The following is a 13,844-nucleotide window of genomic DNA, read 5'->3' as shown; positions in this document are numbered from 1 at the left end:
CAGCCCTATTCGAACTGTGCCCGTTCTTCCCTTCTGACAGAGGTTTACGACCCGAAGGCCTTCATCCCTCACACGGCGTTGCTGGGTCAGGCTTGCGCCCATTGCCCAATATTCCCCACTGCTGCCTCCCGTAGGAGTCTGGACCGTGTTCCAGTTCCAGTGTGGCTGATCATCCTCTCAGACCAGCTACCCATCGTCGCCTTGGTAGGCCTTTACCCTACCAACTAGCTAATGGGACGCAGGCTCATCTCTGGACAGATGCATATGCAGAGGCATCCTTTACCGACTTCATCGAAATAAAGCCAGACCATTCGGTATTAGCTCCGCTTTCGCAGAGTTATCCCCAATCCAGAGGCAGATTACCTACGCGTTACTCACCCGTGCGCCACTCTACTGAGTGCCGAAGGCGTTTTCGCGTCCGACTTGCATGTGTTAGGCACGCCGCCAGCGTTCATTCTGAGCCAGAATCAAACTCTCCAGTTTGAAACGTCAAGGCAACCAAGTTGCCGTAGAAACCTTACCTTGGTTCTTCTCGCTATTTATTTGTCAAAGACCGTTGCCCTTCCGGGCGCGAGGTCGGCGCCTCTACCGAGACCCCAACCCCCTGTCAAGGAGTTTTTTCCACCGGGGCCATCCAGCCCCGCTCCCGAAGGGACGCACCCCCTACAGAGGCCCTCCCCTTACTGTCAAGGACTTTTTCGCCCCTAACCCAAAAAACTCCTTCACCTTTCAAAGAACCCCGCGCCCAAGACCTGCTCGCTCGCGGGAAGAAAACTCTTAGAGAAAAACCCAAACAGCGGTCAAGAAAAAATTGCGGAAGAACAAAAATTTCTCATTTTCTACTAAAAATTCAAAGAGATTTTACCATCTCCAGCGCCTTTGACCCCTTTCCTCCGAGGAGCCATCCCGCCGCTCCTGATTCTCAAGGGCACGCGTCCGTGGCCCCCGCGCAGCTACCGCCCTCCGCCTCCACGCACATCGATTTCCGCCAACGACCAGTGACGAGGAGAAAAATGGGCGGGATCCGCCACCGAAATCACCCGGGGCACCCCCTGCGAGCGCAAATCCTCGGCCCAGGCAGCCACAACAGGCCGCAGTTCCGGCAAAAACCCGGTGACCAGCACTGCTGGCTCAGGGCACACGGCATGGACGAGCCGCCGCGGACGCTTCCTCGCAAAAAGGCCCGGCACATGGGGCCAACGCCCAAGAAGGCCTTCCAGGGTGGCCATGGATTGCGGCTGTGCGAGCTCCCGGCGAAGCGCGGTCACCTGGCGCACCAAGGCATGACGCGCCGATGCCGGCCGCAGGGATTCTGCACGCCGCACCAGCCAGCACGAGAGCATCCCCTGCGGATGGACGAGCACGAGATCCACGCGGGGGGCACTTTCCGCAAGCAGGACATCCACCGCCCCCACACACGGCTCCCGCAGGGCAAGAAAATCCACCAACCCTGCCTGGGGATGAGCAACACGCATCACCCGACGGCGGAAGGCCACAAAACGTCGGGCGAGGTCATCTATCTGGCGGATAATCCCCGGAAAATCCGCAGCCGCAGGCTCCAACACCACCCGAAACCCCGGCGGCGAAAGACACAGGTATTCCTCGGCAGTGCGCACCAAAAGCCCCTGGGGGAGCGCGTCCACCCACAAGGCGGCATTGCCGGCCCAGCGCACCACCAAGGTGTGGTGGTCCCATGCGAGCACGGCCTGCGGATCTCGTGCCACCTGCGACCACCAGCTGGTCCCGTCCTGCGCAAGGAGGGCCAACTGATCACACACCTGACGCCATGACATAGACTACGGCACTCTCGAGGACAGACTCGTCGCCACCGAGGGCTCCCGGTAGGGAAGTTGTTGCCGCGGCACCAGGGCCTTGGCTGGCAAATCCATGTCCGCGGCAGCAAGCACCACATTGTCCTGCGCCCGCACCACCCGTACATTGACAAAAAGGCGCGCGCCTATCTGGGTGTACGTGCCCACCAATACGGCATAGGCCTCCGCCTCCGGGTCCAGGTCCTCAAGACGCCGCGACAACGCGAGCACCCCCCCCGGCCGCACCACCACCGACTGGGAGCGCAATTGCACGTCCTTCATGGCGTAACGCAGCTGTCCCAGACGCGAGGCCACCTGCTCGGCCAAAAGACGGCCCACGTCGCTGACGTGCTCCACGTCTGCGCCATCCACAAAAGCGGCCACCAGCATCGGGTGCGCCGCCGCCTCGGTAGAGCGCAATTGCCCATGCAAGGTGTCCGCAGCGCGGTAGGCCTCCCGCAAAAGCACCTGGTCCCCAGCCGGCTCACGCGGTGTCAACGAAACAAGCGAGGAAATCTGCCCACATCCGCTTATCATCAAGAGTACAAGCACAAGCCAACGCATGGGATCCTCCGGGAAAAAAACTCCACCAGACGGACACAAGCAAAAACTGGTCCACAAAAGCGACGGCCTAACCAGGACGCCGAGCTGAATGGAGCCGCCTTTGCGAGCACTTCTGTCAAGCGAGCAGCCTTGCCCCCCTTCTCCTCTGGGATAGAGTTTTCTTGAACACCGAATTGGGATTAAAGAGACTCCCCGTGAGGTGATTCATGAGCAAAGTTATCGGCAAATATCCTCCAGCGAAATACCGTGCATCGAAACAAAATATATTCAAAGAAATTAGCGAGTAAGCCCACAAAAAACCTGCTCAATACTCCCTGATGCCGTCAACAAAGCTGGAACAACTCCCTTGCTTTTACCATGGCAGGAAGGTATATGGGAAAAAAAGTTAACTTCCTGCGAGATCGCGATGTGTGCACCCACGCCGTCTAGTCATCAGCCTCGAGGTTTTACCTTGGTTGAAATCATGGTAGTCCTCGCCATCATGGCCATCTTGATGGGCCTATCCGCCATGGCCCTGTCCACATATTTGCCCTACAGCAATCTCAAACGGGCAACGCGTACCATCATCAGCCTCTGCCAGCTCGCGCGCATGGAAGCCATCAAAAGAAATACCAATGTTGCGGTGGTGTTCAACGCCGCCAACCGAACATGCGCAGTGTATACCGAAGACGGCCCAGACAACAACTGGAGCACCGAAAACGACAACGAACTCTTCCGCCGCTTTTCACTGAGTGAACTCCAGGGGGGAATCGACTTCGGCCACGGGGCCGCCACCAAAACGGTCAGCGGCGCCAGCATTTCCAACTCCACCTCTCCCCTGCCCCCGAGCAACCGCTTCGTCTTCAACCCACGCGGCGGCATTACCGGCTCGCTGGGGACCGTATATCTGCAAGATAGAACGGGCGCGACCATGGCGGTCACGGCCCGCAGTCTTTCAGGATCAATGCTCGTCCGACAATGGCAAGGAACCCAATGGATTCCATAACCAGGCATCGCTATCCACAAGGAATGACCCTTGTAGAACTCTTGGTGGTACTTGCCATCATGAGCATTTTAGGTGTTGCCATTTACAATTTGTTTGCCACACATAATCGACAAGCGCTCATTCGAGAAGAAACAGCATTAATGCAGCAAGAGCTGCTCTCGGCAATGACTTCCATGGCGGATTCTATTCGCATGTGCGGCTACTCTCCAAATACAAATGCAACAGATAATTTTGGTTTTACACCTATAACAAATCAAACACAAATAAATTACACTCAAGATGCTGACGGCAATGGGACTTTTGATGGATCTGACAATGAAATAACAACATTTTACTTCAATGCAACAACAAATTCCATTCAAAAATTTAGCACAGGCACTGTGCCATGGCAGCCACTCGCTATCAATATAGGTGACCTCCAGTTCACATATTTGGACGCTGATGGGAACGTAATTTCTGATCCGAATGCAAATTTGGAATCCATTCGTATGGTTCAAATCAACGCAACAGCAATTCCATCTTCCAATCGTGCAAACATGGGTATACGGAATCGTACTATGACAACAGTAGTGCAGGTTCGCAATGCCAAATAGGAAGTTATCGCAACAAAGTAAAATCTCTGGATTTTCTCTCGTAGAACTCCTCGTTGTCGCTGCAATCCTGGCAATAGGGTTGCTTGGCGTTGCCAGCCTTTTTTCGCAAGGATCTTTTCAGGACAGCAGATCTTATTATGCAACGCAAGCCAATTTTATTTTGGAGCAACTTATAGAAAATTCTACAATAAATCAGTATAATGAAAATACATATAAAAACATATCGAATATCAATAATAACATAACGATAGACAATGTAAATTATAATTTTATATGTAATATCACGAACAACACCCCAATTGCTAACTCCAAAGAAATGAACTGCTCTATATCCTGGCAAATTTTCAGAAACTCAGGAAGCATACGGACGACTTATGTCTTCTCCCCAAAATACTGAGCAAGGATCTTCCTTGGTCATTGCACTCATCGTTTTATTCGTCCTGACAGCCCTAGGACTCATGGTAGCTGACGTTACCGATATCAATGTCATGATTGCGGCCAATGATCGTGACGCCAAAAATGCCCTCATCCATGCCGATAGCGGAGTCAATGTCGGCCACGAAATCTTAGAAGCCAATCTCGAACAAAACCAGCCCCTTGCCCTCTGTAACGAAAACCTCGCAGGGCTTCCTTCGTGTCCAGCGGGAACTTGCGACGCTGCATGCTGGACGAACCAAACGGTGGCCAGCTTTAATGCCAGCGACAATGCCTCCTGGCCGATTTCTTTGTACACCAATGGCACCACCGGCATCTACCTTCGTGCCGGCCAATTCTCCCAGGGACTGGTCGTCGGCAGCGCTATCCAAATGGGCGCCGGATACGAAGGCGTTGGCAAAAGCGCCGCCAAAGGAGGTTCTTTTGTCGTCTACCTGGTGCGCTCTCACTATGAAGGAGATCGCGCGTCCAGGGCCGAAGTGGACCTCGGCTGGCGGCATGTGAACTATTGAGGAGAAGCGCGAGGTCTCTCATGAAAGTATTTTCTCTCCTTGTGATGATGATTCTTTTTCATCTGATGGCTTTTGCCATGCCATGGTCCAAGGGGACTGTGACCAAACCAGCATGGTACGATACGGGTGGCTATCAAGTAGAAATTGACCACATTCGATACGTATTCATCAGAACCGCCCGCATTAAATATGATGACCGATGGTATGACGTCCCAGATCGAGCCCATCTTCTGACGCCGAAGACACGCGTTCGCATCCAAAAAGAAGGCTTTCGTATTTATGCTCTGGAAATCGAAGGAAGGTGATAGCATGCGCCGCCTTGTTGCAATTTTTCTGTTTGTATGGACTCTCTGTTCCATAGGAAATTTTGCATTGGCAGAAGTTGCCTCGCAGTATAATTACGTTCCACCATTTTTGACCAACAGTCTACCACCGATGGTCATGCTCACTATGGCCAGAGATCATCGATTATACTACGAAGCCTATAACGACGCTTCTGACATCGATGGCGATGGAGAGCTCGATATTCGCTATAAACCGTCGATCAATTACTACGGCTATTTTGATTCCTTTAAATATTACGAATACAATAACGCGGCCGGGAGATTTGAACCTCGTGGAGTCACCACCACCAAGAAGGCCCCTGATGGACCCTATTGGAGCGGTGACTTTCTGAACTATGTCAGCATGACGCGCATGGATTGTCTCCGCAAGGTGCTCTATGGAGGATATCGCAGCACCGATACTGCAACAGAAACCGTGTTGGAGCGGGCGTATATTCCTCAAGACGCCCATTCTTTTGGAAAAGAATACGAAAGTATCGCCCGCGATGGGTATGATATCCGCGAATACACGCCTCTCGATCTCCCCCTTTCCGGTCGTCGCCATCTCATCGCCACAACCGCCCTCGGCACCGACGGCGCCCCACTTTTACGGGTTCTTCCCAATAGCTCAGCCCGTATTTGGGAATGGGTCGCCACCGAGCGCCCAGTGGTCAAAAGTAACTTTGGCGGAAGCACCAGCCATCCTGGACACCCTGCCAATGCGGCAGAGTTCCAAAACATGGTCGCTACCTATGCAACGCCAAGTCGGCAATTTGGGAATACCACCGGAGATACGATAACTATTAACGGATCAGACAATCCATTTGGCAATGACGACAACTTCCTCACGATTTTTTCTGGATCGTTGAATATCGATAAAACTGGAAACTATACATTTGCCATTGACGGCGATGATGCCGTTGAACTGCTTATTGACGGTAATGTGGTTGTAGGATGGTATGGAGGACATGGCAAATGTGACTGCAAAACACATAACGCAACAGTTGCTCTTACATCAGGGCAGCATACCATCGAATTTCGCCACGAAGAAGCTTCGGGATCAGCAAACTATTACTTATATTGGTATAATGTTAAAAAAATAAATGGTATATCGTTCCAGCAAGCAGCACTCTTGGTCTCTCCAACATGACTCATGCCACCTACAACTTAGTGGATACTGCAGTCATTACGGACTACATTCTTCGTGTTCAGGTAGGTGTCGCATCAATGCCTGAACCGAATTGCAAGCTCTATCCCAACGGGACGTATAAACCCATCGGCATTCTCCAGCGCCATGGCGAATCAGACAAAATGCTCTTTGGCTTGATCACTGGATCCTATACCAAGAATCTTTCCGGTGGAGTCCTGCGCCAAAATATTGGAAGTATCTCTCGCGAAATCAACAGTACAACAGGAGAATTCCTCTATCTTGACAATAGTTCCATAGGTGGAATTATAGCAACTATTGACAGACTTCGAATTCATGGATTTCGAAATGACTCTAATTTCGATTATAATGAAAATTGTGGATGGATTGCGACGAGACCACTCAGAGAGGGAGAATGCCGGATGTGGGGCAATCCCATGGCAGAAATGATGTACGAAACAGTACGCTACTTCGCCGGAGCAGGCAATGCCACCCCTGCATTTACTTATAGCAGTACCGATGTGAACTTAGACGATAATCAGCTTGGACTTCCCTTGGCCGCATGGAACAACCCGTATAATGCTTCCAACTACTGCGCCAAGCCAGTCATGATCGCCATCTCCGATATCTTTCCTTCCTACGACTCCGATCAACTTCCAGGCAGCGCCTGGAATAGCACGTTTACTTCTACACTCTCCGGACTCAACGTCCAAACACGTTCCCAGAACATTTCCGATACAGAATCCATCAACGGAACGTATTTTATCGGAGAGTCAAGCTCGTATAATGGTGCATGCACTCCAAAATCCGTCCTTGGATTTGGATCTATTCGTGGCCTTTGTCCGGAAGAGCCTACCAAACAAGGTTCGTTCTACAGTGCAGCGGTCACCAACTATGGAGCAACCACCGATCTCAATACTGTCAATGGAACACAATCCATGATTTCCTACATAGTGGCGCTTTCTTCGCCGCTTCCAGAAATTAAAATACCCGTCGGCAATAGCACTATCACTATGGTCCCATTTGCAAAATCCGTTGGTGGATACAGCATTAGTTCTGATCCAGGAGCATTCCAGCCAACAAATACCATTGTTGATTTCTTTGTGGAGGAAATCAATGCAACCAGCGGAAAATTTCGCGTCAATTTTGAAGACGTGGAACAAGGTGCAGACCACGACATGGATGCCATTGTCCGATATAGTTACGAAGTACTTGCCAACAATACGGTTCAAATCACTCTGACGTCGGAATATGCTGCTGGAGGCATCATCCAGCACATGGGCTATATCATCTCCGGCACCACTACTGACGGCACATATTTGGTCGTGCGCGATAAAGACACCGCTGAAGGCAGTGACCCCGACTATTATCTTGACTTCCCCAATGAGCCAGGACCTCTGCCACTGACTTCCACGCTATTCTTCACTCCTGGCTCCACCCCTGGCGCCAGCCTTCTCAAGACACCACTGTGGTACGCCGCCAAATGGGGGGGATTTGAAGACAGCAACAATAACGGCATCCCTGATTTGACCTCCGATTGGGACAAAAACAACGATGGCGTTCCTGATACCTATTTCTACGTCGCCAACCCAACGAAGCTTGAAGAGCAGCTCAATAAAGCGTTTGCGGATATTCTCCGCCGGACGGCATCCGGTTCGGCAGCGTCCGTCATTTCTCAATCCCGAGAAGGTGAAGGTGCTGTTTATCAATCGATATTCTTCCCAGAATTCCGAGATGAAGCGGGAAACACCATTCATTGGGCAGGCCAAGTCCACGCGCTGCTGGTCGATCCCCAAGGAAATATCCGTGAAGACACCAATGGCAACGGACAACTCGATATCCAATACGACAAGATTATTCGCTATCAAGACCTCAATATTTATCGATATACGGACGTCAATGCCAATGGAAAGCTCGATCCAGAAGAACAAAATGCAACAATAGAATTATTGAACAATCCTTTTGATGTTCATTATATATGGACATCCAGCGCATGGCTCAATCAGATAGACAATTCGGCCATTGTGGCACAGCGTTCATTTTACAATGCAACAACAGCCAACCGATACATCATCACCTTTGCCGACAAGAACGCCAACGGCGTTGTGGAAACCGGCGAGATCCAGCATTTCAAATGGCCACCGGATACCTCATACTCTCCAGGTCTCACCAACTCTACGGATTTCTACGCCTATTTGACGCTATACCCCTCATTCGAGGATACGCCAGCGGCCTACAATACACTCCGGACCAGCAATTCGAGCGCATTTGCCGCTCTCCTCGAAGGTCTTGCCCGCCGCCAGGTGGATTTCATCCGCGGGGCGGATCAATCGAGCGAGACCATCGCCGGCATCGCGGTCAATGCCTCACGCAGTCGTCATTATGTGGAGAACGGGACATCGTATACTTGGCGTCTTGGAGATGTCGTCTTTTCCACGCCAACGGTAGTCGGCAAACCTGCAGAAAATTATCATCTTATCTATAAAGATGAGACATACCAAGATTTTGTTGAAAAATATAAAAATAGGCGCAATGTTGTGTACGTCGGCGCCAATGATGGAATGTTACATGCATTCAATGCAGGATTTTATAACAGCACGAGGAAAGGGTTTGACACAACCCAAGATGGAAAGACACAATTTCCAATTGGATCGGAACTATGGGCATACATCCCATACAATCTACTTCCTCACCTTTACTGGCTCATGGATCCGTCCTACGGCAGACAACTCCATGTTTCCTACATGGATCTCAAGCCACGGGTCTTCGATGCCCGAGTATTTTTCCAGACAGACGGCATCACTCCGAAAGACAATGCTACCTATCCCGAAGGCTGGGGGACCTTGTTAGTCGCCGGCATGCGTTTTGGAGGCGGAAAAATCCGAGCCGACCTCGACAAGACTGGCCTTCCCGGCTTTGACAACGCCACCGACCGTATCATGGGCTCCGCGTATGTCATTTTCGACATCACCGACCCAGAACTCGGCCCCCAACCCTTGGCGGAAATCCGTCTTCCCGGCATGGGCTTCACCACCTGCTATCCCACGGTGATGCCCATGAGCACGCCCAACGCCAATACAGCTTCTGACAACAATTGGTATCTCGTATTCGGCTCCGGCCCGGCCAACAGCGCGGGCGAACCTGACCCCAATACAATCAATTTGGCCACCAGCGACCAAGCGGGCAAACTTTTTGTCCTTGACCTCAAAGCACTGACAACACAAAAAACGATCCGAACTCTGGATGCCACAGGATCATTTCTCTCCAATTCCACGTCATTTTTCGCAGAAACCGAACCAGGTTCCTTTATTGGTGACCCAGTTGCTGTCGACTTGGATGTTGGGAAAAATGATGCAAACCAGGAATTCAAGGCAGACGTCGTCTACTATGGATCTATTGCGGGAGATCCAACCAATGCAACCGGGAAGATGTACCGGCTCATAACCAACGACACCCAGGAGTCATCCAATATTGTTACGTGGATAGGAAATTCTACACTCATCAACGTCCAAAAACCATTTTCCGCATCCGCATCTATTGCCTTGGATGAAAAGCAAAACATCTGGGTTTATGCTGGAACCGGTCGTTTCTTTACTCGCAACGATATCCAGCAATCTCAAGGCATGTCTTTTTACGGTATCAAAGAGCCAAAATCTAACGGTACGGAGACATGGAGCGCCGTCAATGCAGCGGATCTTTTCAACAGCACGCAAATAAGTCTCGTCAATGCCACATGCGGCAATACGTTCACGAAGACATGCGTTCAAGTCATCAAAACAGAGGGCAGCACCAATACAACCCTTACATGGGACAGCTTGATCTCCCAGACAGAATCAAAACCTGGTTGGGAACGGAACTTTCCTTCCCAACCATTAGAACGCGTCCTTGGCCAAGCGGCGGTATTGGGAGGCACAACGCTCTTCACTACTTATATACCAAGTGACGACTTGTGTGAAATAGAAGGAAGAAGCAAACTTTATGCTGTGTACTACAAAACAGGGACGCCTTACTATATCCCGATACTCACAAATACAGAAGATCCCTTTGCAGTCTCTGTGGAACTTGGCAAAGGTCTTGCTCTAACTCCGAACATTCATGTGGGAGAAAAAAGCAAGGGAACGGCGTTCATCCAAACGAGCACCGGCGCCATTGCCACCGTGGAGCTCGCCATGCCGCTTCCCTTCAAGAGTGGTATTCTCTATTGGCTCAAACGCACCACGGACTAAGCGCTCGGGAGGGCATCCTCTCGCAAACCGTCCAATGGAGGACCTGAACCACCACAACACCGATCCTTGTCCCGGAGGATCGGTGTTGTGGTTTGTTGAACATCCGAGACGCCTCCCAAGCAGCAGGTATCGTTTCGCCGGATGGCCTGCTCTGTCTCTGAAAAATTGCCGCGTTCAAGAAGGTCAGTGTTACAACTCCAGCCTTGACCGCAGCCCTATACCGAGTCACAAAGTGGCCTATCTTCGTACCAAGGATGGACCTCTATGTCTCCCATTCGTATACTCATCGTCGATGATGAAGACCGCTTCCGCCAGCTCATGGCCAAACTCTTTACTGCCAAAGGTCTCGACGTGGTCACCGCCGCCAACGGCCCTGAGGCCCTCTGCCGTCTCGAAGACGCCGGCCCCTTCGACGTGGTGATCCTCGACATCAAGATGCCTGGCCCGAGCGGACTCGACATCCTCCCCCACCTACGCGCCTGCGCCCCGGCAACCCAAGTCATCATCCTCACCGGCCATGGCGATATCCAGGCTGCAAGCCGCTCTCTCCAAGACGGCGCTGCAGAATTCCTCCTCAAACCATGCTCCTTTGAAGAACTCCTCAGTGCCGTCCATCAGGCAGTGGACCGCATGCGCACCACGACAACACCCTAAACAGGGCATTGAAAGTACGCATCACCTCGCAGAAAACTTTCCACCATAGCGTCCACACATGCTTCATTGACCATGAGCATGTCTGCCTGCCGGGTAAATTGGAGCAATCGTCCCACATGCACCAGTCGATCGGCAATGACCTCGGCGCTGGCCTTATGGAAGCGGGCAAAACTTTGATCCGCCACGGTTTCCACCCGAAAATGCAGCCGAGCCAAAATGGCAGCAATGGCCCGGGCCCGGCGGCTGCGTTTGACGTCGTCAGCAGCCCCGCCCTTGAAGACAAACGAAATATAATTTTTATTCACCGTATTGCCGCAATAGCAATCCAGTACCCCGTAGTGATAGCCCACGCGGGAGCTAAAATTGAGATATTTATCGGACACAATGGCATAGCTCTTTTCCCCAAAGCGATCTTCCCCCGGACGAGCGCCGCCCAGCGCCTGCTCACGCAGTACGGAAAGCAGCCCTCCAACATGCACCGGCCGCGGCTGGCGCAAGGCCGCTTCGCCGAGCACCAAACCTTGCAGCAACGCAGCAAAAGGCCGCGATAGCACATCTTCAAGCCGCACCCATCCTTCCTGCCCTGCTTTCGGGGCAAGGGCGCCGCCCAAATCAATAATGTGGAGATCAAGACCAGTGGGGGCATTGAGCCGTAAAGTGGCCCCCTGGTGATCAGCCACCAAATCGCTCAAGCGAAACATCTCCGCATAGGAGTGCTCGTGGAGATAGCGCATGATGTCATGGATGGTGTGGCACCCCTGAGGAGCAAACTGGGGAGATTTGGGATCCACCAGCCGCAAAGGTACGACGAGGTCGTACAGGGATCGAGCCATGGCGTACGCGCTGCCACGACGACGTGGCCCCGCCTCTGCAGCACGACCCCCAGCCACCATCGCCTCCAGACGACCTGCATAGACCCGCCGGGTGCGGGCATCCACCGTCACCTCCTCTCCGGGACGCAAAGCCGCGAGGGCACCGGGGACCCCCACCAGTGAAGGGACATGAAATTCCCGGCACAGCGACGCCATGTGGCCAGTGACACTGCCGAACTCGGTGACCACAGCCGCAGCCTTGGGCAAGGCAAAAAGATACTCTGGCGACGAGTGGCTGGCCACCAGCACGGCGCCCTGGGGAAACACGTCGAGGTCGTGGGCATCGTGCACCACGAATACCGGACCAGCGCCGATGCCAGCATAGGCAGGCTCGCCGCCGCTCACAAGCACCGGCGCCTGCAAAACGAAATCCTCTTCCTGCGCTTGCGGGACGCATCCCAAAGGCCGACTCTGGACAATAACAATATCGCCATTGTCACGCACCACCCACTCCACATCCTGCGGCCCGCCTCCAAAACGCTCCAGCGCTTCGCCAAGACGGCCCAAGGCAAGAACGGTAGCCGTATCCAGGCAAAGGCTCCGACGCTGGGTTTCCGGCAGCGGGCAGTGCTTGATGCCGCCCGGAACGGGGACCACAGTAAACGCCTTGTCGCCAGGCTGGACCTCGGTCACGACCACATCCGCATCGGTGCGCTCCAAAACCCAACGATCCGGCACCACCAAACCGTCCACCACAGCCACGCCCAAACCCAACGCGGCCTCCAGCAAAAGATACGGACTTCCGCCCGAGCGGGGGTCGCGGGTAAACAGTACCCCGGCAGCTCGGGCGGGGATCATTTCCTGGACGAGCACGGCCATGGCCACCGAATCCATGCCCAAGGCCGCCCGATACACAATGGCCTCAGGGGTAAAAAGACTAGCGAGGACCTCTCGGTAGGCCTCCTCTATGCCGTCCACCCCCACTCCCAACACGGTGTGGTACTGACCGGCAAAGGAATAGTCGCCGTCCTCGCCCTCGGCGCTGGAACGCACCGCCACACGAAGATGCTCCAGCTCGATTCCACACTGACGCGCCAACGCCTCCATGGCCTGCGCCATTTGTTCTCCAAGCTCCGGGGGGAAGGCGACGGTTTGAACCACCTGCTTGAGCGCCTCCGAAGCCTGCCGCACCGTTGTGGGAACATGGGGATCCACCGTCAAAAGCCAGTGCTGGATCTCAGACCAACTTTCGCTTTGCTGGAGCACCGCCGCGCAGGCCGCAGTGGTCACCACAAACCCCCGCGGCACGGAAAAACCCGCCCGGACCAAAGCCCCCATAGTTGCGGCTTTACCGCCGACCAAGGAGGCTGGGAAGTCATGGATCTCCTCCACAGCGAGAATCCACGGTCCCGAAGGAGGTCCGGTCATTGCCTGGGCCAGTGCCTCCATGCTCTCCTGAAGCGAGAGCAGACGACGGTGCAATTCCGGCTCAGGGCGACCCGCAAGGGTCTCGAAGCTCCGCAGCATGCGCAAGGCATGAAAGACCGTCCGGCTGGCCCAGGTGCGCGGCACCCCAGGCCCGAAAGACCGCCCCTGTTCAAGGACATCTTCCATCTCGGCGATGATGCGCAACAGCTCGGTATTGCTCTCCAAAAGCTGCAAAAAGGCCTGGTATTTCTCCTTGAAGGAGCCATCCACCTCTGTGGGCCGCGAAGATGCACCGCGACCCCTCGCCCATTGCCACAACGCGCGCAACCCATCCAAAACACTGCCCGCCATACC

The 13,844-nt window shown here is 53.4% G+C and carries 11 protein-coding genes and 1 rRNA gene; 8 read left to right on the top strand and 4 right to left on the bottom strand.

Annotation, left to right across the window (positions count from 1 at the left end; genetic code table 11):
• The 3 genes from BR00_RS05780 to BR00_RS05770 all read right to left on the bottom strand — a co-directional run.
• A 16S ribosomal RNA gene (locus tag BR00_RS05780) occupies nucleotides 1-483 on the bottom strand; the annotation flags it as partial.
• Nucleotides 484-953: 470 nt separating this feature from the next.
• Entirely contained in the window at nucleotides 954-1,793 is an 840-nt protein-coding gene (locus BR00_RS05775; RefSeq protein WP_496476637.1) for a hypothetical protein, read from the bottom strand.
• Between the two features lie 3 nt (nucleotides 1,794-1,796).
• Nucleotides 1,797-2,375 carry a FlgO family outer membrane protein gene (locus BR00_RS05770; protein ID WP_496476636.1) on the bottom strand — a complete coding sequence of 193 codons (579 nt, stop codon included), beginning with the start codon at nucleotides 2,373-2,375 and terminating at the stop codon, nucleotides 1,797-1,799.
• Between the two features lie 406 nt (nucleotides 2,376-2,781).
• On the opposite strand from BR00_RS05770, the gene BR00_RS05765 reads away from it, so the two are divergent.
• The 8 genes from BR00_RS05765 to BR00_RS05730 all read left to right on the top strand — a co-directional run bounded on the left by BR00_RS05765 (nucleotide 2,782) and on the right by BR00_RS05730 (nucleotide 11,250).
• Nucleotides 2,782-3,360, top strand: coding sequence for a GspH/FimT family pseudopilin (locus tag BR00_RS05765; RefSeq protein WP_496476635.1), 579 nt, complete (start codon nucleotides 2,782-2,784; stop codon nucleotides 3,358-3,360).
• The gene (locus BR00_RS05760; protein ID WP_496476634.1) at nucleotides 3,348-3,953 is read left to right on the top strand and encodes a PilW family protein; all 606 of its coding nucleotides are present in this window, start codon (nucleotides 3,348-3,350) and stop codon (nucleotides 3,951-3,953) included. Before BR00_RS05765 ends, BR00_RS05760 begins: the two co-directional genes overlap by 13 nt.
• The gene (locus tag BR00_RS05755; protein WP_496476633.1) at nucleotides 3,943-4,350 is read left to right on the top strand and encodes a type IV pilus modification PilV family protein; all 408 of its coding nucleotides are present in this window, start codon (nucleotides 3,943-3,945) and stop codon (nucleotides 4,348-4,350) included. The genes BR00_RS05760 and BR00_RS05755 overlap by 11 nt, the downstream gene beginning before the upstream one ends.
• A gap of 13 nt (nucleotides 4,351-4,363) precedes the next feature.
• Nucleotides 4,364-4,900, top strand: coding sequence for a pilus assembly PilX family protein (locus BR00_RS05750; RefSeq protein WP_496476632.1), 537 nt, complete (start codon nucleotides 4,364-4,366; stop codon nucleotides 4,898-4,900).
• 20 nt (nucleotides 4,901-4,920) lie between these two features.
• Complete coding sequence (locus tag BR00_RS05745; protein WP_281750625.1) at nucleotides 4,921-5,205, top strand: hypothetical protein; 285 nt, start codon at nucleotides 4,921-4,923, stop codon at nucleotides 5,203-5,205.
• Between the two features lie 4 nt (nucleotides 5,206-5,209).
• Nucleotides 5,210-6,373 carry a PA14 domain-containing protein gene (locus BR00_RS05740; RefSeq protein ID WP_496476631.1) on the top strand — a complete coding sequence of 388 codons (1,164 nt, stop codon included), beginning with the start codon at nucleotides 5,210-5,212 and terminating at the stop codon, nucleotides 6,371-6,373.
• Nucleotides 6,370-10,596: a pilus assembly protein gene (locus BR00_RS05735; protein ID WP_496476630.1), complete on the top strand. Its 4,227-nt coding sequence runs from the start codon at nucleotides 6,370-6,372 to the stop codon at nucleotides 10,594-10,596. The genes BR00_RS05740 and BR00_RS05735 overlap by 4 nt, the downstream gene beginning before the upstream one ends.
• A gap of 264 nt (nucleotides 10,597-10,860) precedes the next feature.
• Nucleotides 10,861-11,250: a response regulator gene (locus BR00_RS05730; RefSeq protein ID WP_496476629.1), complete on the top strand. Its 390-nt coding sequence runs from the start codon at nucleotides 10,861-10,863 to the stop codon at nucleotides 11,248-11,250.
• Here BR00_RS05730 and BR00_RS05725 read toward each other — a convergent pair.
• Nucleotides 11,247-13,841, bottom strand: coding sequence for a PEP/pyruvate-binding domain-containing protein (locus BR00_RS05725; RefSeq protein WP_496476628.1), 2,595 nt, complete (start codon nucleotides 13,839-13,841; stop codon nucleotides 11,247-11,249). The genes BR00_RS05730 and BR00_RS05725 overlap by 4 nt on opposite strands.
• Between the last annotated feature and the right edge of the window lie 3 nt (nucleotides 13,842-13,844).

It is taken from the genome of Thermodesulfomicrobium thermophilum DSM 16697, from assembly GCF_059568695.1.
The sequence above is the reverse complement of the archived record's forward strand: the minus strand, read 5'-3'. Positions and strand labels throughout refer to the sequence as shown.